Raw genomic sequence first — 23,118 nt, 5'->3', positions numbered from 1 at the left:
TCTCTGATGTGTAACTCACGTGAAATTACGTTGATGAAAACGACCATTTCTTTGGTTTTAAACGCATATGACTCCAAAATTAGAATTGCTGGGCAGGGGCAAGATATAGAAACCGGGGCTGTGAGAATAAAAACACCCACAGTATTTTTACTTGATGTTCCAATTTATCATATGGGATTCAGTATAAACATTCATGCCTACTACCACCAGCCAAAACGAAAAATGAAACTCTAATAAATGCAGTCCTTTAAACGGAGTTTTATATGACGGGCATGTCCTGTCGGACACAACAGATATATGGTCATAGACGCGGAGCCAAATGGTATTATACCGCCGCCCCCCCCGCCGGGCAATGGGCCCGGACCGGAACTGTAGACAGCTCAATTGTCCGGTTCCTATTGCCCATCGGGGGGGCGGCTCTGCTGAGGTTGCCTTGGAGGCTGCCCCCGATCTGGCAAAACCGGCCATGTCACCCATGGACAACACGCGCCTGGAATTAAGCGGATATCTTAGAACAAAATAGAGACTCCCGTTTCATTGGCTTCTGGACGGACATCAATTAGTGCTGCCGCCGCCAGAAGAACGGGCCAGGAAAGCGTTTCAGAAAGGTGTCCGGGCAAATCCCCGGGCAGGGGCTGGTCTGGATGGGTTACACTGAATCTCACACAAGACGGTGAGCCGATACCCTTAAACCCAATGGAAATGACTGCCCGGGCCGGCAGGACGCTGAAAAGTGATTCCATGGCGCAGGACATACAAAGCTGGAGCTGCATGGCATCAACGGTGAGATAAAGCGGCTTATCCTGTTCTTCAAGCAGCAGTTCAACACCAACATTTGCCCCCAGACGACGGGTCAAATGAACCAGCCTTCTGGAAAGGACCACCAGATCAACCTTCGTCCGGGCATGGTCCGTTGTATGGGCAAATCCGTTCAGACACGAAACCAGCTCCACACCCCTTGCCACCTGTTTTTTTATGGTGGAAAGGGGCATCCCCAGACGTTCTTCCAGAATGTCGGCATTTTCCATGGGAGTAAAGGCCAGTACATCCTCCATGAGTCCTGCGCTCTCCTTGATGATGGCCAGAACATTCTGGAACTCATGGGTGGCAGAGGCAGTCAATTTCCCAAATAAACGGGTTTTTAAAAAATCCTGTTCACTCATTTTTTTCTCCGTCCGATGCATCCACTGCACTGAGAATTTTCAGGGTCAGGTCCTTGATATCAAGGGGTTTCATGAGATAATCAAAGGCACCAAGGCGCATGCCTTCCATACCCTCTCTGGTGGAACCATGCCCTGTCAGCAGCACCACCGGCATATCCGGCGCATCAGATTTGATGCGACGAAGTGTGTCAAGTCCATTCATTCCGGGCATCATTAAATCCAGAACCGCAATGTCAAAGCGTTCTTTAGATAGAAGGTCCAGTCCATCTTCTCCACACGCAGCGGTTCGGGTTTCATATCCCCTGAGTTCCAGACGCTCGGCCAGAGTGTTGGCAAATTCTTCTTCATCATCAATCAGCAGTATTTTGATGCTCTTCTTGGTCATGATCATCCTCCGGTGAATGTTCTGGATTTTTGGGAAGGGTGATCACAAAATCACTACCCTGCCCCACTTTACTGAATACGTTTATGGTGCCACCCAGTTTGTCAATAATGCCATAAGAAATGGAAAGGCCAAGGCCGGTGCCCTTTTCTTTCTTGGTGGAAAAAAACGGATCAAAAATATGTTTAATAATATCATCGGGGATACCGGTGCCATTGTCACTCACCGTAATTCTGACCCCGCTAACCCTAAAATTTTCCGTTTCAATGCGGATAACCCCCCCATCCTCCACAGCAGCAAAGGCGTTGGTCAACAAATTCAACAGCACCTGCTGAATCTGGCCCTTGTCGGAATCAATGGTATTTAATTCTTCAAAAAGTTTCAGACGGATATCTATTTTTCTATAAAGCGCTTCGCGTTCCAGGAAACCAAGCACTTCCTTTACAACCACGTTGGCATCCATGGGCTCAATTCTCACATCTATGCGTTTGGCAAATCCAAGCAGCCTGTGGGTAATGGTCCGACACCGGTCAACGGACTGCAGAATGGAAGAAACCAGCAATTTAAATTTTGCCTGGTTACCAAAGGGCTCGGAATAATCCAGAAGATCGTTCACCAACCCTGCCTTTTCATTGATAATGGCAAGGGGATTGTTTATTTCATGGGCCACTCCGGCTGCCAGTCGACCAATGGATGACAATTTCTGACTGTGCTGCAATTCATCCATCACTTTTTCGCGTTTTTCGTCGGACTCCCGGAGACGTCGCACCAGACTGTTGGTGATCTGAATAATGGTCAGGAGAATCAGGCTGAACCCAATAACAAAAACCACAAACAATTCTGTTTTAAGGGCGTACCAGGACTGCAGCACCACAGACCGTGGCTTAACCAGCACAAGGGTATAATTGGCAGCACTGAAACCCGCACTGGCAATAAGCACATTCTGGCCATCCGGGGCTTCTGTTTCAAAAATATGGGATTCAAAGCGGTTGCTGGGAATATTGAACGGACATTTTTCAAGGGTGTTGCCATACAGTTTTGAATTGGTCTGAAGGATGCCCTGATTGTCCACAAGAAAGGCATCACTTTTGGAATCGAGTCCCATGCTGTGGATGAGATTATCAAATTGATCCGTGTCTATGGTGGCTCTTAAAATCCAGGTCTGGCCGTCATCGTTGAGGTGTTGAACCGCCACAACAATGTGGGGAAATTTACGATGGCCCAGAAAAACATTACTGATGTATTTCCCTTTAATCAGAGTCTCCTGGAAGGATGTCTGATCGGCATAATTTTTACCCAGCAGCGGATAGGGGCCAGCATAACTCTCGAGGGTACCATTGGAACCTATAAGTCCCAAATCCACAAACCCGCCAAATTCATTTTTAAGGGAGGAAAGGATTCGTTTGATATTTTGGGAATCTTTCAGCTCTTCATAGGTGTAGGCAGTGGCGATGAAGCGAACCGTGGACAGACGCGCCTCCAGAAGCAGTTCAAATGAATGTTTGGTTTTATTGGCCATGGTGATGATGGGCGTGATGAGTTCATTTCTCAGATGATTGCGGTACTGGAAATGATTGATGATAATCATGATGCCCAGGGGAAGCGTGGTCAGAATCATCATGGTGGTGATAATAATTCTGCGAAGCACAATGTAATACTCTGCGGATGCCTTTCTGGAATTGTAGATTCGATCCAGAAAACTGCTTATTCTGAAATTTTTAAACATGCCTACCCTCAACCATTCGAGTGTAAAAAATGCTGTCCGATGCCAGACGATTCTGGAGGAAACCATCAAAGGCCTCCTGCCAGGTAGCAATGACAGCGTCATAAACGGTGACCTGCTTCCATCGAAGAAACTGATAAAATTCATCTTCAATGCCACCACAGATCACCACATGGATATGTTCCGTCAAAATAAGATGACAAAGCTTCTCAGCAGAGGCCCTGGGAAGCACAATGGTACGTTCTTCTTCAATTGCATTATTTTTTGAGACAATGATAATCAAAACTTCCGTGGCAAGATCAAACCGGGGAGCCACATCATCTCCAGCAATGGGAATGAGAATTTTTTTTATCATGGGGATTGTCTCTCGCATGGAATGCCATTGTTATAATCTGAAATTTTCATTTTCAAACAGTATAAACCTGCCCTGCTTATCCTGTCAAATAGTTTCACAATGATTCATACTTGCTTAAAAACAGGGAGGCTCATTTTATTTCATATTGTTTCATTTTCCGCCACAGGGTGCTTCTTCCCCACCCCAGAATCTCAGCTGCAGTCTGCTTTCTTCCCTTTGCCTGGATCAAGGCATCAAGGATCATCTCCCGCTCTGCACCGGCCCAGGTCCTTGGTGCCGCAGCAGGGCCTCTTTCGGTACGGGGACGATCAGGTGGAGGGATAATATCAGGCACAACGGGGATAAAGGTATTGGCATCATCAAACAGATAGGCGGGCAAATGATCCGGTTCAATGGGTTTTTCCCCCGCCATGTTCACTGCATATTCCACAATATTTCGCAGTTCCCGGATATTACCGGTGTAATCATATCGAAGCAAAATAGCCAAGGCATCCGGGATGAAGCGATTGTTTTTTTTATTGAGCTTACTGGAAAAAAAATTGACAAAATGGTCCAGTAAAAGACGGATATCTCCTTCCCGTTCCCTCAAGGGAGGCAGATGTATCCTGGCCACATTAAGGCGAAAAAACAAATCTTGACGAAAGCGTTTTTCTCTAACCATAGATTCAAGATCCCGGTGAGTGGCGGCAATAATCCTGACATTAGCATTAAATCCCTTGGTGCTGCCAAGGGGATAGATGACTTTATCATCCAGAAAAGTCAGAAGCTTTACCTGGAGAGGAACGGGCAGGTCACCTATTTCCGTCAGGAAAATGGTTCCATTGTGGGCCAATTGAAACCGGCCGGGTTTGTTTTCCACTGCCCCGGTGAAGGCTCCCTTCTGATGACCAAAAATTTCCGACTCCAGCAGGGTCTCCGGCAATGCACCACAGTTGATTTTAATGAAGGGGCCCGCAGCCCGGGTGGATGTCTGATGAATGGCTTCGGCCACCAGATCTTTACCGGTACCCGTCTCCCCTGTGATGAGAATGGAGGTATCACTCTGGGCAAGAATAGGGACCGTCTGAAAAATTTTCTCCATCTGGGGACTTCTGCCCACAATATCTGAAAAACTATAAGCTTTGTTTTTCTTTCCCCCCTCCTGTTTCATGGAACGAATATTTTCAAGGGTCTCAATGTAACCGGTGACCGTGCCGCCGGTATCCACAAGTGGCGCCACGGTAATGCGCACCGGAAGACGCTGGCGATCCCGGGTGATGATATCGCTTTCAATACAGATGGGTGATTTCCCCCGGATGACCGACAACCCGGGACAATTTATAACACAATCACGACTTCGCACAATATGGCAGCAGGGAATCCCCCGGGCGTCGGAAACACAATAGCCTGTAAGCGCTTCAAATACATGATTAACAAAAACAATCCTGAAATCCAGGTCCAGGATGGAAATACCCAGGGGCAGATCATCCATAAGACCGTAAAAATCCAGGGGCGCGGTCATGACCCCCTGTATCCTGGCAGTGGAATTTTCGTGCATGGGCTGTGATCCTTATTTTGGAGATTAATCAAAACACCTTATTAAACTCAATACCCGGTGTGACCCGCAGATTCAAGTTCTTTTTGGGCACCCTCATGAAACCCCACCCTTGAATTGGCTGAAAATATAGAGCTTAATGCATTTTTACTTGACATGACAAAACAAGGTGAGTAAATATTATTTACCAGATTTCATAAAACTTTCCTTATTGAATCATTTAGGAGAAATAACCATGGCAGAAGTAATTGCAGACAGAAGGGACATTGAGTTTGTTTTATACGAACAGCTGAACACCCAGAGCATTCTTAATTCTGGTGCCTACAGCGATGTGAACCGAAAAATGGCGGACATGGTCATAAAGGAGGCAAGGAATCTTGCCGTCAAGGAAATACTGCCCACATACACCCTGTGCGATAAAGAGGGGGTACTCTTTGACAAAGGCGAAGTAAAGGTACCCGAATGCTTTCGCCCGGTGCATAAACTTCTGGTGGAGGGCGAATGGGGGGCACTCACGGAGAATCCGGAATACGGAGGTCAAGGGCTGCCCCACATTGTGGCCCAGGCGGCACTGGAATATATGATAGGTGCCAATTACACCCTCATGACCTACGCCATTCTGGGACATGGGGCCGGAAAAATGGTGGATCTTTTCGGTACCCCGGCACAGAAAAAACTCTTTCTAAAAAAAATGTACACCTGTGAGTGGGGGGCCACCATGCTACTCACCGAACCCCAGGCAGGATCGGATCTGGGGGCTTTGAGCACATCGGCGGTGAAAAATGACGACGGTACCTATTCCATCACCGGTAACAAGATTTTCATCACCAATGGTCAGCAGAATCTCACTGAAAACATTATCCATCCGGTGCTTGCAAGAATTGAAGGTGCCCCGGATGGCACCAAAGGCATCTCGATTTTCCTGGTTCCCAAAATCTGGGTCAACGAAGACGGTAGCCTTGGTGAACCCAATGATGTGGTGTGTACCGGAGTTGAAGAAAAAATGGGCATCCACGGCAGCCCCACCTGCAGCATGTCCCTTGGCAGCGCCGGCAAATGCAGGGGCTGGCTCCTGGGTGAAGAAAACCAGGGCATGGCCATCATGTTTCATATGATGAATGACGTACGTCTGGAAGTCGGCACCCAAGCGTTTACCCATGCCTCCTGTGCTTACCTGCATGCATTAACATATGCCGAAGGTCGCCTCCAGGGGCGTGCGCTGGAAGACAGTGCAAAGCCCGGTGCTCCCCAGGTGCCCATCATTGGTCACCCGGATGTCCGACGCATGCTTTTAAAAATGAAGGCCTATGTGGAGGGCATGCGAAGCCTGACACTTTTTACGGCCTTCTGTTTTGATAAGAAACACTGTGCAGATACCCAGGAAGAAAAGAAGCGTTATGCGGGGCTCATTGAAATCCTCACCCCCGTTGTCAAAGCCTATTGCAGTGAAAAAGGATTTAATGTGTGCATTGACGGCATGCAGATTTTCGGCGGATATGGCTATACCCGGGAATATCCCATGGAACAGCTGGCAAGGGATTGCAAAATATGCTCCATATACGAAGGTGCCAACGGCATCCAGGCCATGGATTTTCTGGGAAGAAAAATCGCCATGAACAAAGGTGCCCACCTGACGACCTTGATCTCGGAAATTAAAAAAGCCACAAAAAAGGCAAGGCAGCATAAAGAACTTGAAAAAATGGCAGATCATGTAGATCATGTTGCCGATACGTTTTACAACAAGGCCATGGCAATTGCCGCCAGCATAAAATCACCCGTATTCAAATCGGCCTTTGCCGTGGCCCACCCCCTGATGGATGCTGCAGGAGACCTGATCATGGCCTGGATGCTCCTGTGGCGGGCTAGTGCTGCCCTTCCGGCACTGACAAAACGCCTAAAGGGCAAAACCATAACCGAGGCAATTGCAACGGATAAAACAGCAGCCTTTTACCATGGCAAACTCATGGCTGCGCGATTTTTTATTGAAACCCTGCTCCCCGTGACCCTTGGAAAACTAAACGGCATTCTTGCCGAAGAAAGCCCGACCATTATCATCCATGACAATGGGTTTTAAACAAAAAATATAAGGAGAAATTATCATGAAAGAAGTTGTCATCGTATCCGCATGCCGAACCGCCATCGGGGCCTTTGGCGGCACTCTAAGGGATATGAGCGGTGCCCATCTGGCAGCCATCACCATGGAAGAAGCCATCAAAAGGGCAGGGATTGATCCCGCTATCATTGACGATGTCCGCTATGGCTGCTGCATTGAATCCGCCGATACCCTGAACACCGCCAGGGTGGCATCTCTTCTGGCGGGCATCCCGGATACCATCACCGCCGTCACCGTTAACCGGGTGTGCATTTCCGGCATGGAAGCCGCCATTTCCGGTATGGCCATGATCCAGGCAGGCATGGCCGACGTCATCCTGGCCGGGGGTACGGAACACATGTCAAGTGTTCCCTATTCCGTGCCAGCTGCCCGCTGGGGCTGCCGCCTCCAGGACCATCAATTTGTGGACAACATGATCCATGCCCTGCATTGCGGTTCCCACATCATTCCCCATCCGGAAGATGGTCCTGTGGATGAAACAAAAGCACCCTTGAGCATGTTCATTGGCAAGCCCTACATCATGGGACACACCACGGAGTTCATAGCCCAGCACCTTGGTATCACCAGACAAGAAATGGATGAAGTTGCCCTTAGAAGCCACAATGCTGCAGAAAAAGCCACCAATGAAGGGCTTTTTAAAGAAGAGATTGTTCCTGTTTCAGTCCCCCAGAAAAGAAAAGATCCCCTGATTTTTGATAAGGATGAACATTTTCGTCCCGGCATGACCATGGAAAAACTGGCAGCCCTACCGCCGGCCTTTGTTCCCAAAATCGGCAAGGTCACCGCCGGGAACTCCAGTGGTATCAACGACGGTTCCACCGGCATGATCATCATGTCTGCAGACAAGGCAAAACAACTGGGACTAACTCCCCTTGCACGCATCAAGGCCGTGGGCCGAGGCGCATGTCATCCGTCGGTAATGGGACTTTCGCCGGTGCCTGCGGTTAAAAACATGTTAAACAACAGCGGCCTTGCCCTTACGGATTTTGATCTTCTGGAAGTCAATGAAGCCTTTGCCGGTCAATACCTTGGATGTGAAAAAGAACTGGGGCTCAACCGGGAGATCACCAATGTCAATGGCTCCGGTATCGGCCTGGGTCATCCGGTGGGTTCCACCGGTGCCCGTATCATGACAACGTTAATTTATGCGATGAAACACCAGAAAAAATCCCTGGGCCTTGCCACATTGTGCGGCGGAGGTGGCGTTTCCATGGCCTGTGCCATTGAAATGTTGTAATTTTATACCTGTAGCGTCATATTGCCGGACAAAAAGAATCTGGCCCGGCAGGGAATAATGAATGTTTGATCCCGGTACACCATTGACCTTTTCCCGCCTGGGACAACCAAAGCCGGGGATCATGGCCCAGCACGTTCGGAAAGGATATATCCACGCAGGACAGCTCGACTGATCCAGAAGAACTCGATTAATCAAGGTGTCCTGCCATGCATTTATGGTCGCAATTTTAAAAGGAGGCATAGAATCATGCCAGGTACATCAGCACCCCTTTCAAACGCGGACAAGGAACGATACAACCTTATTAACAAAGAAAACATTGAATTCATCATGGAGCGTAACAATCGCACTAACCGATGGGTCATTGCAGACATGCTTCGACGGACCAGCTATCATTTTCCGGACAAAACAGCCCTGGTGTTCAATGAGATCACCCGCACTTACAAAGCTCTGGAACGAGAGTGCAACCAGGTGGCCAATGCCCTTTGTGATCTCGGCATTAAAAAGTATGACCGGGTGGCCATTCTGGCCCACAATACCCATCACCATGTGCTGACCTGGATGGGCAGTGCCAAAATCGGTGCCATATACCTTGCCGTGAACTATCTTTTAAAGGGCAATGACATTGCTTACTGCATCAACCATTCGGAAAGCAAGGTCTTCATCGTGGAAGACACCCTCTATCCCCAGGTAAAGGATGTGCTGGACAAAATGCCCACGGTGAAAACCCTGATCTGGTCCAACCAAGGGGCCGGGGAGCAGGTCCCTTCAGAAAATTTTCTCAACTTTGATGACTGGTATGCCCCCTACCCCGACACCGAGCCCGATGTGACCCTGCGCATTGAAGATCCCGCCCAGATGACCTACACCAGCGGAACAGAATCCCTTCCCAAGGGGGTCATCATCAGCAACCAGGCCCTCATTGCAGAGTACATGGGCGCCATCATTGACGGCAAATATGAAAGTTCTGATATCAACATCAATGCCCTGCCCATTTACCACTGTGCCCAGCGGGATGTGTTCATGAATCCTGTGTTCTGGATGGGGGGCACCAACATTTTCATGTCGCCGGACATCGGCATGATTTTAAAAAACATTGCCCGGTATAAAGCCACCATGTTCTTTGCTCCGCCCACGGTGTGGATAGGTATGCTGCGTCATCCCGATTTTGATAAGTATGATCTGTCAAGCCTGGTGAAATGCTATTATGGGGCATCCATCATGCCCCGGGAAATTTTAAGGGAGCTTCTGGAAAAATTCCCCGATGCCGGGGTGTATAACTATTATGGCCAGACGGAACTTGCCCCCTACCACACAATTTTAAAGGCCGAAGACGCCATGGAAAAAATCGGCTCCGCCGGCATGGGCGGTCTTCACATGGAATCAAGAATCGAAGATCCCGATGGCAATGAAATCCTTGAAGTCAATGTTCCCGGTGAAATCTGCGGCAGGGGGCCCCATGCCATGACCATGTATTTTAAGGAAGCGGACAAGACAGAAGCCGCAATGGCAGGCGGCTGGTTCCACTCTGGAGATCTGGGGGTATTGGACGAAGACCGCTATATCACCGTGGTGGATCGAAAAAAAGACATGATCAAAACCGGTGGGGAGAATGTGGCTTCCCGGGAGGTGGAAGAAGCGGTGTATCTCCATCCCCATGTGGAGGAAGTGGCGGCAGTGGGCGTGTATCATCCCAAGTGGGTGGAAGCTGTGGTGGCCGTAATCAAGCTCCGTGCCGGTAAGGTGGTAACGGAAGAAGAGATGATGGCCCACTGCAAGGCTCATCTGTCCTCCTTTAAAATCCCCAAAAAAATCATGTTTGTGGATGAACTGCCCAAAACCCCCACGGGAAAGATTTTAAAACGGGATATGCGAGATTCTTACAAAAAACTTTTTTAATCAAACAGTGGTTCTATCCTTCATATGGAGGATAGAATTCAGAAAGGAAAAGGAGGTATCATGGAAATAAAAAAAATATGCGTGCTGGGTGCCGGTCTCATGGGAAACGGCATCGCCCAGGTATGCGCCCAGGCGGGCTATGATGTGACCCTCCGGGACATTAAACAGCAATTTGTGGACACCGGCATGGACAGCATTCGGAAAAACCTGGGACGCAATGTCAAAAAAGGGAAAATGTCCCAGGAAGAGATGGACACGGTGCTGGGGCGCATCACGCCCTGTCTGGATCTCACCGAGGCCGCAACCGGGGCAGACATCGTGGTGGAGGTGATCATCGAGGTGATGGCCGTTAAAAAAGAGGTTTATGCTCAGCTTGAAACCATTGTACCGGATCATTGTCTCTTTTTCACCAACACCTCGGGGTTAAGCATCACGGAACTGGCTGCCATCACCCAGCGCCCGGACAAATTCATCGGTACCCACTTTTTTAACCCGGTACCGGTGATGAAGCTTCTTGAAATCATCAACGGACATGAAACATCCAATGAAACCCTGAAAATTGCAAAACAATGGGGGAAAAGCCTGGGGAAAGAGGTCATTTTGGTGGAGGAAGCCCCGGCCTTTGCCGTAAACCGAGTGCTGTGTCCCATGATCAACGAAGCTTTTCTGGTGCTGGGGGAAGGGGTTGCCTCGGCAGAAGACATTGACAAGGGCATGGTGCTGGGCTGCAATCATCCCATCGGCCCCCTTGCCTTGTCAGATCTCATCGGGCTTGATACCCTGCTCCTGGTGATGGAAGGGCTTCACAAAGAAATGGGAGATAAATATATGCCGGCACCCTACCTGAAAAAACTGGTGCGAGCCGGACGATTCGGACGTAAAACTGGTAAAGGGGTTTATGACTATACCTGATGGATGTAGGACAATGTTGATTGATCAAGAATTTACGGATCCTTAAGGGACTTTGCTGTGCTCAATTTACCGTTATTCCGAGGCTGAGTGCTTGAGATGCAGCAAGCCGGGCTTGATAAGTGGTAAATCAATAAGATCTAACTCCCTACTTGTCCATTGCCCCCCATGAATTATGGGGGGCAACCCATTCTCAGCCCTTGCTCCAAGCAAACTTTTTTCATGACATTTTTCGACCCACCATCATATATGTTAAAACAGACCCCAGAATCAGATATCCGAACATCTGGACATTTTTTGTTTTAAGGATAAAGGCCAGCACAACAATTATGGATGCACAAATCATGAAAAACACAGGTTTTGGTATTTTCTTGAGAATCACCCGCCCAAAATGAGCAAACCGTATATGGCTCACCATCAAGCCCACAGAAAGCATTGTTAATCCCCACAATATCACCGGTGGTGCAATAAGGGCGGCACCCAGAACTATCAATGCCCCTGCAGGGCTGGGAAGTCCGTTAAATATTCCCTCGGGGATATCCGTTCGCTTTTTATCCATGGCCACAAACCGGTAAAGGCGAAAGGCCACCCCAAAAATAAAAATTACCCCCACCACCAAGGCCAATGTACCGCTTTTCTGCACAACCACATAGGCAGGGGCCAGCCCGAAACTGACAAAATCAGCGATGTCATCCAGGTAGGGACCATATTTGGTACCGCCATGCTTTAAAGCCATGCGACCATCAAACAGATCAAACAATTGTCCGGCAATGATGATGCAGATGGCCCATGCAAATCGATGCTGGTATGTCAATATCAGGCTTGTCACACCACAGCAGAAGTTCAAAGAAGACAGAATATCAGCATAAAGTCGGTTCGGAATAAATTTAAATGCCACCGATGCAAAGGCAAGGATGACACAGGACATGAGGACCCCGTCGGCAATATTTATAATACCCGGATTTTTATCCATTAACGCACATAAAATCACAAGAGCAAAACAGATGATGGCCTTTATTTTTCCAAAATTATTGGCAGCACCGGAAAAATTCATCTTTGTCAGAATACGTCGGGCAAAGAACTGACCTGCAAACTCGATCACCACAAGTATCCACACCAGTTTTACCGAAAGAATTCCCCCATGGGCAAACCCGATTAATGGCGGCAAATAGGTCAATTTATCGCAAAGAGGATCCAGAGATTCACCCCATCGGGAAACCAGATCGCACCCCCTTGCCACAACTCCGTCCACCCCATCAAGAATGGCGGCAAAGGTAAATATAAATATGGCAAGGGATTGCCAGGAGGAAAAAAAGTAAAGCCCAAATCCAAAAACAGCCATGACCGTTCGCCAGTAACAAATTGAATTGGGATGCAACAGCCACTGGTGGGACATGACATAGTCCTGCATGGATTGTTTTTTTATGGCATGGGAAAACCAGACAAAAAAGGCCGTTCCGATGGCGGCTGAAACCACAATTACAAAAAATCTTTCCATTATATCATCCCAACAAATTGTTTTTCTTACGCCGAATTTTCTTTTCGGCAAGGCATCAACGATTACATGCTGCCCTACTTATCATTTCAACCATAATTAGTCCACCCGGCAGATTTCTTTCCGGCAATTTGGGCTGGACTTGTATTCTTGTACTTTCAGTGATATTCTTGGGCTTAATTACCCGGTATGTTAGCGGGACGAAAAATCCAGTTACCCATTCAGAATTGATCATAAATCGCCATCATGGGACTTGATAATAACAACCGCCCGTTTGGAGCTCATTTTATTGTCCCCTTAAAAATCCCCGGTGTTTCACATCTACCCCTAAAAACCAAGTGAAAGAATAGACCATGTTAATCAAAAATCTATTCAGATACTGGACATATCAGTTATTTTCTCCGGAAACGGTTTTAAAAGAAAAATATGAGGCTTTTAAGGCGTTACTGGCACAGGACAAGGCCGCCCATGAACATCTGGCCGCCCTGGAGGATCTTTATTATCATCACAAACGATATGATTTCCAGGCGGTTATAAAAACCTATGGGCAATTTTCCCAAGCGGTTTCAGGCATGGTTGACGCGCTTTTAACCATGTGTCCATCAAAATACCGGGACCTGCACGCCTATTTCAAAAAATTTGATTTTTATGTCCAATTCATGCTGGCCCCACCAAAATTTGAATGTACTGCCCCATTCACCGTTTCTTTTGACAAAGCAGCCTCCTTTGATGAGGCCATGGTGGGCAGAAAAGCATTTAATCTGTCACATCTCGCAAAGGCACTTCATCTGCCCACCCCCGATGGATTTGTCATTACCACCCGTGCGTTTCATTATTTTCTGGCGTACAACAATTTACAAACGCCCATTAATGAAAAACTGGCCACCCTGAATATCACTGATGCCACCTGCCTGGAACACACCGCATCTGAGATCCAGCATCTCATTTTAAAGGGTATTGTACCCCATGAGATTGAAGTGGCCATGGACAAAGCCATAAATAAACTGGGGCAAAATCGAAAAAAGGATATCCGCATCGCCCTTCGGAGCAGTGCTGTAAAAGAAGATGGCATTGCCTCGTTCGCCGGGCAATATCACACATTATTAAACGTTGGCCCAACGGATATCCCCGACAGCTATAAAAAAATCATTGCCAGTAAATATGCATCCCGGGCACTTTTTTACAGAATCAATCATGGCATATTGGATACGGAAACCCCCATGGCTGTTCTGGTTCTTGAAATGATTGACTCCATGGCCTCGGGGGTCATGTACACCAGGGACATTCAAACACCAACATCAGACAATCTGGTGATCCATTCGGTGTGGGGACAGGGCGAACTTCTTGTGGACGGCGGTGTATCTCCGGATGAGATCCGCATATCATGGAAAAATCCAGGGGTTATTCTTCAGGCAACCTGCGGTAAAAAACAAACTCAAATGGGGCTGACCTCAAATATAAGAGATGAATCTAATACGGGAACGTCTACCATTGAAAGTCCCCAACATCAAAGAAATAAACTTTCCGTTGATGATCCTGCTCTTTTAACCCTTGCCAGGTGGGGACTGTCCCTTGAAAAACATTTTAAGCATCCCCAGGACATTGAATGGTGCCAGGACACATCGGGCAGGCTTTTTATACTTCAGTCCAGACCGTTGCACATGCATGCCATGGAGAACAAAGGAGATAAAAAGCCAGGCCATCCCCGGGAAAGAAAAAAACAAGCGCATACCATTCTCTGCTCTGGAGGGAAAAGGGCTTGCCCGGGCATTGCATCTGGTTCTGTCTACAGACTGTCTGAAATATCCCATTTGAAGGATATGCCCCGAGGTTCTGTACTGGTGGTCCGCCATGCACCTCCCCGGTTTGTCACCGCCATTGAAAACATGGCCGCAGTGGTCATGGCTTCGGGAAGCACCGCCAGCCATTTTTCATCCCTTACCAGGGAATTTGGGGTACCGGCCATTGTCAATGTGCAACATGGGTTTCAACACCTCATCCATGGACGTGGAATCACTGTGGATGCAGACAGGGGAATGGTATATGATGGCATCCACCCATCATCATCCACCACACCCCTTGAACGCCCCCCAGCCAATGAGACATTTTTTAAAAATAGCTCATTCATGATCAAATTAAGGTACGTAATTGATTTTTCAGCAAAATTAAAACTCACCGATCCGGAATCCACCCATTTTGCCCCCGGGAGCTGCCGATCCCTGCACGATATTGTCCGGTTTGCCCATGAAACAGCGGTGAAAGAGATGTTTTTTACCGGAAACAGACAAGGCAGGCCCACAAGGTCCGCCAAAAAACTTGTCTGCCCCATCCCCATGCTTTTTTATCTCCTGGATGTGGGACAGGCTATTACATCAAATGCAGAATACAGTTCAACCATTACCCCCGAAGAAATCACAAGCCTTCCCATGCAATGGGTCTTAAAGGGACTTTTAAGGCCTGGAATCCACTGGTCCGAGGCCACTCATTTTGATTGGGAAACCCACGATAAAATTGTGATGGCAGGGGGAATTATCTCTGCGGATTCCCCCCGATTTGGCAGCTACGCCGTTGCGTCAGCGGAGTATGTGAATATAAACTTTCGGTTTGGCTATCATTTTGTTATTTTAGATACCATCTGCACGGACCTGCCCGGGAATAATTATATTCTTTTCAGATTTTCAGGCGGCGGGGGGGAACCCGGGGGAAGAAAATTGCGAGCCACTTTCATTGAAGGTGTTCTGAACCGCCTGGGCTTTACTGTTACGGTTCAGTCCGACCTTGTGGACGGTGAATTTCGACATGCGGACCTGTCAACTATGGAAAAAACCCTGGATATGATCGGACGACTTCTGGGGGCAACCCGGCTCATGGATATGTATCTTAAAAAAGATCATGACATGGGCTTTCTAATTGATGAATTCATGGCAGGACGGTATGATTTCAGAAACCAGCCATAACCCAAGAGATTGGCCACAACATGGGCCTGAGGAATGATTTAGATGTCAGCTTACGAATTAACGTGGATCACAGACAACCTTGCCGTGGGATATGCCCCCACCTCCTATGAGGCACTGGATTCCATCAAAGCCCAGGACATAAACGCCATTGTAAATCTATGCGCAGAGTTCAGCGATCTCCATGAAATTGAGGAAGGTGCTGGATTTGAGGTCTATTATCTTCCCATATGGGATGAGGATATCCCTGAAATGGAAGAGATGGAAAAAGCCCTGGCCTGGCTGGACGAGGCCATTTATCTAAGGAAAAAAGTCTTGGTGCACTGCCGCCATGGCATCGGCCGCACCGGCACATTTATCACCTCTTACATGATTCGCCGGGGACTGGGCCTGAAGGCTGCCAAAAAAAAACTAAAATGCTCCCGAGCCAGTCCCTCCAATTATCGTCAGTGGAAGTTGTTGAGACAATATGGGAAAAAATCCGGTACCCTGAAAATCAGGGAGGCTTCCCTGGAGATGAAAAAAGGGGTGGATTTAAGCCGTTTTTTTTCAGATTATGAGGCCTTGCTTGAAAACATGACCCACGAGATGGAAAATCATAACAACGAAAAAACGGCAACACAGACTCCCTGTGGTAAAGGGTCACATATTTGTTGCCAGGAGCCCTTTGAAATTCCATTCATGGAAGTGGTTTACCTTTACTCCAGAACAAACCGACATTTTTCTTCAGCCCAACGGGAAATATTAATACAAAAAGCGGTGGCTGGATCAAAAAAAAAAACGTCTTTATGCCCTTTGAATAACGGCACAGCATGTGAAATATACAACATGAGACCTGCAAGATGTCTGTTTTATGGGATTGGTGCGGAATCTGATCTTCATGATTTTCAGGAAATACTCAATGAACTTTCCCGCAGTATATTCCTGGCCCTGTCAGGACATTTTCTGCCGGAAAAAGCCCTTGCCTTTTCTGTGTCAGATACCATTTCCGGTAAATTTGTTCAAAAATATTTCCATCATATGATGGGAAACAGCAAAACGTAAGAGAATGATTGACCGATGTAATGACAAAACCCCAAAATGATATGCCCCTGACATGATAAAAATCAGGGGCATATTCACAAGAACGCGTTTAATTCATAGCTTAAAGCAAAAGCGAAGCTATATTTTGGAGTCCTTGATTTTACACTTATTAACGCAATAGCTTCCATTTTCCAGGGATCCTTTCTCCAAAAGATATAATTATTTTTGGAATAATCTAAAAAGGAAGAAGGTCTCTATTTTTTTAAAAACTATTTTTTCAATACTTTCTTTCGTGAAATGCCAGCAATTCCCATAAGACCTATGCCCAACAATACCATGGAGGCAGGTTCTGGAACGGGATTGGTTGAAGATGCTGAAATGAAACCTTCACTGCCCCCTGAGCCAAATCCCTGCACATGGATGCCCACACTAAGGGAGCCATTGTTCAAGGCGGCTATAATCTGTTCCAAGCCATAGCCGTCGGTGTAATCAAAAACAATACCCAAGACTTCTCCTGGATTAACGCCATTGGGTTGGGTTGGCGAATCTGAATCATAGCTGTAATCTGATGAAAATTCAAAACTTTTTCCCCCAGGCAGATTACCTGGCTTAGCACCTTCACTAAAAGAGACAACGTTCATGTCCATCTGTGAAAATTGGCTCCAAGTCATCAACGGGACCTCATCGTCAAAATAAATATCAGCAATGCTGGATGCTTCAGACCCTATGTTTTTGAATAAAAATTCAACTTGTGTAGAGGAATAAGCTGTCACTGAAAAAGATAGCTGGGCCTCACCTATGGCGGCGTCTCCTGCATTATTGTTTGTAATGTTATCAAACCCGTAATCGTATGCAAATACGCTTGATGAAAAAAAGAAAACCCAAAACAATACTGGAACTATTGTACATGTTATAAGATGTCTTTTCATAACTGCGCCTCCATATACAAAGAATCCAGTTAAACTTATTTCTAAAATTTGTTACGTACAATCTAAATCAATTACAATGCAATTGTCCATACACCAAAGGAACTATTTTTCAAATCCCCCCCAGCACCTGGGCCACCTTTTCTTCCAATTCATCCTTATCAATGGGTTTAACACAATACTCTGCAGCCCCAAGATTTAAACACTCCCGGGCAGTTTCAATGGTGGGGTATCCTGTGAGCATGATCACCTCAAGGGCCGGGGATCTTTTTTTTAATTCTTCCAACACCTCAACCCCACTCATTTTTTTCAATTTAATATCCAAGATGGCGAGATCTACGACATTGGATTCCACATATCCAATGGCATCTTCTTCCTCTGTGAAGGGAATCACCGTGTGTCCCTTTCGCTCAAGAATTCGTTTAATGAGCCGAACCGCATCCAGAACATCATCCAGTGCAATAATTTTTGCCATTTACGACTCCTTTTCTCGTAAAATCTTGTTTTCCGGCACCTCCCCAGTAGGATTCAGGCCTGTGGGTAAACTGACAACAAATTGGGTTCCCATGCCACCATCGTCTATTTCTGGCTGAGGAGGAGAAAAAACATCAATTCTGCCATTGTGCTCTTTTATGATGCCAAAGGTCACTGACAACCCCAGTCCGGTTCCCTTATCCGGTCCTTTGGTGGTATAGAAGGGTTCAAAAATCTTTGCAATATTTTCCCTGCTGATGCCATGCCCTGTATCAGAGATGGAGATCATTATCTCATCAGCCATTGCTCCCAAACCGGTGTGAATGGATATCATGCCGTCTTGTTCAATGGCATCAAAGGCATTGTTCAACAGATTCATACACACCTGCTTCAACTTTTCCTTATCCCCTTTCATATTCAAAGGACCGGGATAGTAATCGCGCTTCACACTCACATGATTTAATCCAAAGGTATGCAACATCACATCCAGCACTTCATCAATGGCATGATGAATATCAAATTCACTGATAATATTTTCCCGGGACCGTGAAAAACTTAACAGATCCGCCACGATCTTGGAACAAATCCGGGTCTGCTTGACAATGGTGGCCACATCGTCATGGATCTGCCCCTCTTTTTCCACATCTTCCAGAAGAATCTGGGCATAGCCCAGAATAATCCCCAACGGGGTGTTGATCTCATGGGCAACTCCGGCGGCCAGACGTCCAACAGACTCCATTTTTTGGGCATGGGTCAATTGTTCCTGCACGGCTTTAAGCTTTGTAATATCCCTGCCACTGCACACAAGCCCCCCCACTCGATTATCCGCATCTAAAACAGCAATCTTCACCACATGCAGCCATGAAACGCCTTTTTCATCCGTTATTTTATTTTCTTTAATCAAAGGCAGGCCGGATTTAAACAGCTGTCTATCTTCTTTATTGTACTGCCGTGCAAGGCCCAGGGGAAAAAGGTCTTCGTTGAGTTTGCCCACAATATCTTCTATTTTTTTATTCAACATATCACAAAAAGCTCTATTCACAGATACATATCTCCCCTTATGGTCCTGGAGGGAAATGAAATCAGGGATGGCATCCAGAATGGTCTGAAGGCGCGCTTTTTGTTCATTTAAAATAACCTCGGCATTTTTAAGACTGGACAGATTTCCCTTTAACGACAGGGTCATGGCATCAAAACTTTCGGCCAGACTCTGGATTTCATCCCCAGAGCATTTGCGATAGACCTGACACTGGTGACAAGAATCAATTTTTTTGGCATATTCACCCTCCACACAGGTGGGGCAAAGGGTGCCGGCCATGTACCAGCATCGGTGATGATAATTCTTATATGCCGGACATTGACTTTGATGGCACTTCATAATGTCCCAACAGTTTTTTGACAGCATGGGAGCCGTTCTCACATCCAGATTTCCCCGCAATGCCTGCTCCGAAGAATCATGTAGTTTTTTGATACTTCTTGTCATGGGATTCAAAAGCAGGGTGCCCATAATCCCGGCAATGAATATGGTTGAAGTGATGGTGACCACCGCAGAAACCATGATCTTACTGACCGCCTTTTCCGCCCGGGTTCTCAAAAAACCCAGCCTTAAGGTACCCAGACGATGGGCATCCACAACCACGGGAACCGCATAATCATAAATCAGCTGATCCCCGGTATCCAAAAGCTGCATGGAACCCTTATGATCATCAGATACCGCATTCAGGTTTTTTAATTGGGTGGGAAATCCCTGTTTAAATGTATGAATCAGGGGTTGGCCCTCCCCATCCAGCACAAAGGTATAAAAAATATCCGGTTCAAGCTGCACGGTTTCGTCCAGAAGTACCCGCATTCGCAAAAAATCCATGGCCAGCATGGGCTCCACCATGCGGGCAGACAGGGTGGTTCCAATGGAAATGCCACGATTTTTTATTTCCTGAAGTAATGACATTTTCATGACATGGCTGACCCAGAAAAAAAGGACAAGGCCCTGAATTAAAAGCAGAGAAAAAAAAGCTGCATATATTTTCTTTCTAAATCCGGGTTTCATCAACTTTATTGTTTCCTTTGGCGGGATAAGAAATGTCAGCAAAACGTCACCTCTGCCTTCTCAATATGCATCTTTAGTGCACCTGTGGCGCTCTGAAATGCGGGGTTAAGAATGGGTTTGACATGCACCGCAACACACTGAACAACAAGTTGGAGCAATCAACCCAATTTGCACTGGCGACCTGCCCACAACATGGAGCAACCGTCACAGTTGGCTGCCCCCTCCCCGCAGTGGTCAATCTGATGAGCACGCCCGAAAAAATTACGGGCCAAGGCTTATATCAACCTTGATGGCCAATCGTCTTACCGAGTCAAAATCAGAATCCATGGCAGGAATAATCTTGGCAAAATGGGCAGCATTTAAAATTTTTCGATGGTTGTCATTGTTTATGTCAAGTTTTTCAAAGGCCATGCGTATTTTTTCTACGATAGTTTTATCCAGGCTTTTCCGGGCAGCGTACACCCAACCAGGATAGGGAGGCGTCACGGCCAGAATCCGTATCTGCTGCATATCAATTTTTCCCACCACCACATCCAAAGCACCCTCACGAATAGTGCCGATATCATATTTACCTGCACAGATGGAAAGGACCACCTTTTCCTGTTTGCCTCCGGGACCGGGGGCAAAGGAGATCTCTTTAAAATCAGACTTTTTAATGCCATGATCCAGAAAATAACCCAGGGGATAAAGAAAGCCACCGGCAGAGGTAGAATCAACGGCAATCCACCGCTTTTGAACACAGTCCGACAGGGTTCTAATGGCAGTATTATCCGTTCTACAGATAATCTGCCCCCTGAAATCTTTCCTTCCGATGGTTTCTATACTTCTGGCAAAGGCCTTTGCACCGTATCGATGGGCCATTTTGACATAAACAAATGGATTGGAAAATGAAATATCAATTTTATTTTGCCCCACCATGTACATATATTGATCAAAGGTATCAGGAAATATTTGTTTGATGTTCAACCCCGTCTCTTTTCGAAGGTATAAAACAAGAAGATGATGGCGGGTATAAGAAACGGTGTGTGAATACTGGGGAAGATATGCATAGGTGAGTGCATCAGGTTCATTTTTCAGGATAGTCTGTTCTTTTATTTTCAAATTCACTTTAATTGCGGGTTCGTCTTCTCCACCACATCCCGAGCATACAAAAACGCAAAGCAGAACGAGGCATGCGAATTTCACATTAATTCTCCCAGGTTCATGTTGAATTTCCAAGTTTAAATGTTCCTTAAAATAACCGTATAAAATTATTCATATCATGCCCCATGATAAAAACAAAGTCCAAGGATCAATGGAAAAGCCAGCCTGGATCTGTTTTTCATATAACCCGCATGTCCTGGCGAACACAACGAAGTATGAAAATGGCATAATACCGCCCCCAACAACCATCCGATCCGTCACGATCGGAGCTAAAGGCGATCAGGCCTTTTGCCCTGCCGGTCGTTAAAAAGCGCAGGCTGTTTTAGAACAAACCTGCCACAGGTCCTGCGCTTTAGACCGGCAGGGCAAAAGGGCCGCCGACGGTCCTGGGCCGGATCGGATTGTCGTTGGGGGCTCTGCTGTCGCTACTTTGAGGCAGCGTTTTTATATAAACCCGCATGGCAGTAGCACCTACCATAACGAACAATGAAAAAGCAGTTGCTGTTAAAACCCAGTACTTACTTTTTCATATAAAAAACACATTGACACCCAAAATCAAAAAGAATAGGTTCGGCCAGTACTTTTAAAATCACCTTTAAGGCAACAAAATAATTGGAAAAAAGTGAATTGAAACAAGATCAAAAAGCAAAACAAAGCCCAGAAGAGAAAACATGGAGGTCCCAGCTTGGACAGGCAATTACGACACCTGCCCAGCTCCCAAAACGGTTTAATGTGGATGTTAAAGCACTGGCAGGCGTGACCCGTCGATATCCCATGTTGATATCTCCCCATTATCTTTCTTTAATTGAAAATATGAATGATCCCCTGTGGAAACAGGCCATCCCCGATGTGGCGGAACTTACTGATCAACAAAATGTGGAAGATCCCCTGGCCGAAGAGCCCCAGTCTCCTGTACCGGCCATTATCCATCGCTATCCGGGACGAGTCATTTTTCTGGTGTCCAATCTTTGTGCCATGTACTGTCGACATTGCATGCGAAAACGTAAGGTAGGGGAAGAAAATCTTCATTTCGGGAAAAAACGCTGTAACAGAATTGAGGAGGGTATCCAATACGTCAAGGCCCATCCAGCCATCAATGAGGTAATTCTATCCGGCGGTGATCCACTCCTATTGCAAACAGAACAGCTTGACAGGATACTTTTTGCCCTGAAAGCCTGCGAACATGTGCGTATCATCCGGATTCATACCAGAACCCTTTGCACCCTGCCCACCCGCATCACGAAGGATCTGGTATTGATGTTGAAAAAATACCATCCGCTTTATATGAACACCCATTTCAATCATCCCCGGGAAATCACCCCGGCATCAACCAATGCCTGCGAAAAACTGGTAAACGCAGGCATTCCGCTGGGATGTCAGACAGTACTTTTAAAGGGGGTCAATGATAATGCTGATACCATGGAAAAACTCATGACCCGACTTCTTGAAATCCGGGTTAAACCCTACTATCTACACCATCCAGATCCCGTTGCAGGCACAGCTCATTTCCGCCCCGACATCAGTGTGGGGCTTGAAATCATGGAACAGATGCGGGGACGGTTGTCCGGCATGTGCATTCCCCAATACATGATTGATCTTCCCGGGGGTGGAGGCAAGCTTCCGCTGTTACCGGACTATGTCAAATCCCGATCCCCAAAAACAATTCAGGTTAAAAACTATCTGGGAAAAATTTGTCATTATCCATTATAAAAACAAAAAAGGCCCTGACCATTATTTAAAAATG

19 protein-coding genes are annotated in these 23,118 nt (G+C 46.8%); 9 read left to right on the top strand and 10 right to left on the bottom strand.

What is annotated here, in order from left to right:
- Window positions 1–33 precede the first annotated feature (33 nt).
- Complete coding sequence (locus ACYQ2M_RS11795; RefSeq protein ID WP_459916547.1) at window positions 34–234, top strand: hypothetical protein; 201 nt, start codon at window positions 34–36, stop codon at window positions 232–234.
- A gap of 85 nt (window positions 235–319) precedes the next feature.
- Entirely contained in the window at window positions 320–523 is a 204-nt protein-coding gene (locus ACYQ2M_RS11790) for a hypothetical protein (protein WP_459916546.1), read from the top strand.
- Here ACYQ2M_RS11790 and ACYQ2M_RS11785 read toward each other — a convergent pair.
- From ACYQ2M_RS11785 to ACYQ2M_RS11765, 5 genes are all read right to left on the bottom strand, one after another.
- On the bottom strand, window positions 510–1,163 hold the full coding sequence (locus ACYQ2M_RS11785; RefSeq protein WP_459916545.1) for a sensor histidine kinase: 654 nt from the start codon (window positions 1,161–1,163) through the stop codon (window positions 510–512). The genes ACYQ2M_RS11790 and ACYQ2M_RS11785 overlap by 14 nt on opposite strands.
- Window positions 1,156–1,548 carry a response regulator gene (locus ACYQ2M_RS11780; RefSeq protein WP_459916544.1) on the bottom strand — a complete coding sequence of 131 codons (393 nt, stop codon included), beginning with the start codon at window positions 1,546–1,548 and terminating at the stop codon, window positions 1,156–1,158. The genes ACYQ2M_RS11785 and ACYQ2M_RS11780 overlap by 8 nt, the downstream gene beginning before the upstream one ends.
- Window positions 1,514–3,271, bottom strand: coding sequence for a sensor histidine kinase (locus tag ACYQ2M_RS11775; protein ID WP_459916543.1), 1,758 nt, complete (start codon window positions 3,269–3,271; stop codon window positions 1,514–1,516). The genes ACYQ2M_RS11780 and ACYQ2M_RS11775 overlap by 35 nt, the downstream gene beginning before the upstream one ends.
- Complete coding sequence (locus tag ACYQ2M_RS11770) at window positions 3,264–3,623, bottom strand: NifB/NifX family molybdenum-iron cluster-binding protein (protein ID WP_459916542.1); 360 nt, start codon at window positions 3,621–3,623, stop codon at window positions 3,264–3,266. Before ACYQ2M_RS11770 ends, ACYQ2M_RS11775 begins: the two co-directional genes overlap by 8 nt.
- 130 nt (window positions 3,624–3,753) lie before the next feature.
- Entirely contained in the window at window positions 3,754–5,160 is a 1,407-nt protein-coding gene (locus ACYQ2M_RS11765; protein WP_459916541.1) for a sigma-54 interaction domain-containing protein, read from the bottom strand.
- A gap of 232 nt (window positions 5,161–5,392) precedes the next feature.
- Between ACYQ2M_RS11765 and ACYQ2M_RS11760 the strand changes: the two genes are divergently transcribed.
- The 4 genes from ACYQ2M_RS11760 (at window position 5,393) to ACYQ2M_RS11745 (ending at window position 11,315) form a co-directional block, all read left to right on the top strand.
- Window positions 5,393–7,231, top strand: a complete 1,839-nt coding sequence (locus tag ACYQ2M_RS11760; protein ID WP_459916540.1) for an acyl-CoA dehydrogenase — start codon at window positions 5,393–5,395, stop codon at window positions 7,229–7,231.
- 25 nt (window positions 7,232–7,256) lie between these two features.
- The gene (locus ACYQ2M_RS11755) at window positions 7,257–8,507 is read left to right on the top strand and encodes a thiolase family protein (protein WP_459916539.1); all 1,251 of its coding nucleotides are present in this window, start codon (window positions 7,257–7,259) and stop codon (window positions 8,505–8,507) included.
- A gap of 246 nt (window positions 8,508–8,753) precedes the next feature.
- Window positions 8,754–10,403 (top strand): acyl-CoA synthetase, encoded by a 1,650-nt coding sequence (locus tag ACYQ2M_RS11750; protein ID WP_459916538.1) that lies wholly within the window; start codon window positions 8,754–8,756, stop codon window positions 10,401–10,403.
- Between the two features lie 60 nt (window positions 10,404–10,463).
- Window positions 10,464–11,315, top strand: coding sequence for a 3-hydroxyacyl-CoA dehydrogenase NAD-binding domain-containing protein (locus ACYQ2M_RS11745; RefSeq protein WP_459916537.1), 852 nt, complete (start codon window positions 10,464–10,466; stop codon window positions 11,313–11,315).
- 217 nt (window positions 11,316–11,532) lie between these two features.
- On the opposite strand, the gene ACYQ2M_RS11740 is transcribed toward ACYQ2M_RS11745, so the two are convergent.
- Window positions 11,533–12,810: a CDP-alcohol phosphatidyltransferase family protein gene (locus tag ACYQ2M_RS11740; protein ID WP_459916536.1), complete on the bottom strand. Its 1,278-nt coding sequence runs from the start codon at window positions 12,808–12,810 to the stop codon at window positions 11,533–11,535.
- Window positions 12,811–13,160: 350 nt separating this feature from the next.
- Between ACYQ2M_RS11740 and ACYQ2M_RS11735 the strand changes: the two genes are divergently transcribed.
- On the top strand, window positions 13,161–15,764 hold the full coding sequence (locus tag ACYQ2M_RS11735; RefSeq protein WP_459916535.1) for a PEP/pyruvate-binding domain-containing protein: 2,604 nt from the start codon (window positions 13,161–13,163) through the stop codon (window positions 15,762–15,764).
- A 42-nt stretch (window positions 15,765–15,806) separates the two neighbouring features.
- The gene (locus ACYQ2M_RS11730; RefSeq protein ID WP_459916534.1) at window positions 15,807–16,805 is read left to right on the top strand and encodes a protein-tyrosine phosphatase family protein; all 999 of its coding nucleotides are present in this window, start codon (window positions 15,807–15,809) and stop codon (window positions 16,803–16,805) included.
- Window positions 16,806–17,053: 248 nt separating this feature from the next.
- Here ACYQ2M_RS11730 and ACYQ2M_RS11725 read toward each other — a convergent pair whose 3' ends face one another.
- The 4 genes from ACYQ2M_RS11725 to ACYQ2M_RS11710 all read right to left on the bottom strand — a co-directional run bounded on the left by ACYQ2M_RS11725 (window position 17,054) and on the right by ACYQ2M_RS11710 (window position 21,416).
- Window positions 17,054–17,713, bottom strand: coding sequence for a PEP-CTERM sorting domain-containing protein (locus ACYQ2M_RS11725; RefSeq protein WP_459916533.1), 660 nt, complete (start codon window positions 17,711–17,713; stop codon window positions 17,054–17,056).
- Between the two features lie 109 nt (window positions 17,714–17,822).
- Window positions 17,823–18,185: a response regulator gene (locus ACYQ2M_RS11720; protein ID WP_459916532.1), complete on the bottom strand. Its 363-nt coding sequence runs from the start codon at window positions 18,183–18,185 to the stop codon at window positions 17,823–17,825.
- Window positions 18,186–20,231, bottom strand: a complete 2,046-nt coding sequence (locus ACYQ2M_RS11715; RefSeq protein WP_459916531.1) for an ATP-binding protein — start codon at window positions 20,229–20,231, stop codon at window positions 18,186–18,188.
- Between the two features lie 261 nt (window positions 20,232–20,492).
- Window positions 20,493–21,416, bottom strand: coding sequence for a phosphate/phosphite/phosphonate ABC transporter substrate-binding protein (locus ACYQ2M_RS11710; protein WP_459916530.1), 924 nt, complete (start codon window positions 21,414–21,416; stop codon window positions 20,493–20,495).
- Between the two features lie 585 nt (window positions 21,417–22,001).
- Between ACYQ2M_RS11710 and ACYQ2M_RS11705 the strand changes: the two genes are divergently transcribed.
- Entirely contained in the window at window positions 22,002–23,084 is a 1,083-nt protein-coding gene (locus ACYQ2M_RS11705; RefSeq protein WP_459916529.1) for a KamA family radical SAM protein, read from the top strand.
- Window positions 23,085–23,118: the final 34 nt, after the last annotated feature.

Source organism: Desulfocicer niacini (assembly GCF_054657595.1).
This window is presented reverse-complemented; position numbering and strand designations above follow the sequence as displayed.

Excerpts from the sequence above, each read along its gene's own strand:
- ACYQ2M_RS11715 (WP_459916531.1), bottom strand. The coding sequence starts at position 20,231 with ATGAAACCCGGATTTAGAAAGAAAATATATGCAGCTTTTTTTTCTCTG.
- ACYQ2M_RS11795 (WP_459916547.1), top strand. The coding sequence starts at position 34 with ATGAAAACGACCATTTCTTTGGTTTTAAACGCATATGACTCCAAAATT.
- ACYQ2M_RS11790 (WP_459916546.1), top strand. The coding sequence starts at position 320 with ATGGTATTATACCGCCGCCCCCCCCGCCGGGCAATGGGCCCGGACCGG.
- ACYQ2M_RS11730 (WP_459916534.1), top strand. The coding sequence starts at position 15,807 with ATGTCAGCTTACGAATTAACGTGGATCACAGACAACCTTGCCGTGGGA.
- ACYQ2M_RS11750 (WP_459916538.1), top strand. The coding sequence starts at position 8,754 with ATGCCAGGTACATCAGCACCCCTTTCAAACGCGGACAAGGAACGATAC.
- ACYQ2M_RS11725 (WP_459916533.1), bottom strand. The coding sequence starts at position 17,713 with ATGAAAAGACATCTTATAACATGTACAATAGTTCCAGTATTGTTTTGG.
- ACYQ2M_RS11765 (WP_459916541.1), bottom strand. The coding sequence starts at position 5,160 with ATGCACGAAAATTCCACTGCCAGGATACAGGGGGTCATGACCGCGCCC.
- ACYQ2M_RS11745 (WP_459916537.1), top strand. The coding sequence starts at position 10,464 with ATGGAAATAAAAAAAATATGCGTGCTGGGTGCCGGTCTCATGGGAAAC.
- ACYQ2M_RS11740 (WP_459916536.1), bottom strand. The coding sequence starts at position 12,810 with ATGGAAAGATTTTTTGTAATTGTGGTTTCAGCCGCCATCGGAACGGCC.
- ACYQ2M_RS11760 (WP_459916540.1), top strand. The coding sequence starts at position 5,393 with ATGGCAGAAGTAATTGCAGACAGAAGGGACATTGAGTTTGTTTTATAC.
- ACYQ2M_RS11780 (WP_459916544.1), bottom strand. The coding sequence starts at position 1,548 with ATGACCAAGAAGAGCATCAAAATACTGCTGATTGATGATGAAGAAGAA.
- ACYQ2M_RS11755 (WP_459916539.1), top strand. The coding sequence starts at position 7,257 with ATGAAAGAAGTTGTCATCGTATCCGCATGCCGAACCGCCATCGGGGCC.
- ACYQ2M_RS11770 (WP_459916542.1), bottom strand. The coding sequence starts at position 3,623 with ATGATAAAAAAAATTCTCATTCCCATTGCTGGAGATGATGTGGCTCCC.
- ACYQ2M_RS11785 (WP_459916545.1), bottom strand. The coding sequence starts at position 1,163 with ATGAGTGAACAGGATTTTTTAAAAACCCGTTTATTTGGGAAATTGACT.
- ACYQ2M_RS11720 (WP_459916532.1), bottom strand. The coding sequence starts at position 18,185 with ATGGCAAAAATTATTGCACTGGATGATGTTCTGGATGCGGTTCGGCTC.
- ACYQ2M_RS11735 (WP_459916535.1), top strand. The coding sequence starts at position 13,161 with ATGTTAATCAAAAATCTATTCAGATACTGGACATATCAGTTATTTTCT.
- ACYQ2M_RS11775 (WP_459916543.1), bottom strand. The coding sequence starts at position 3,271 with ATGTTTAAAAATTTCAGAATAAGCAGTTTTCTGGATCGAATCTACAAT.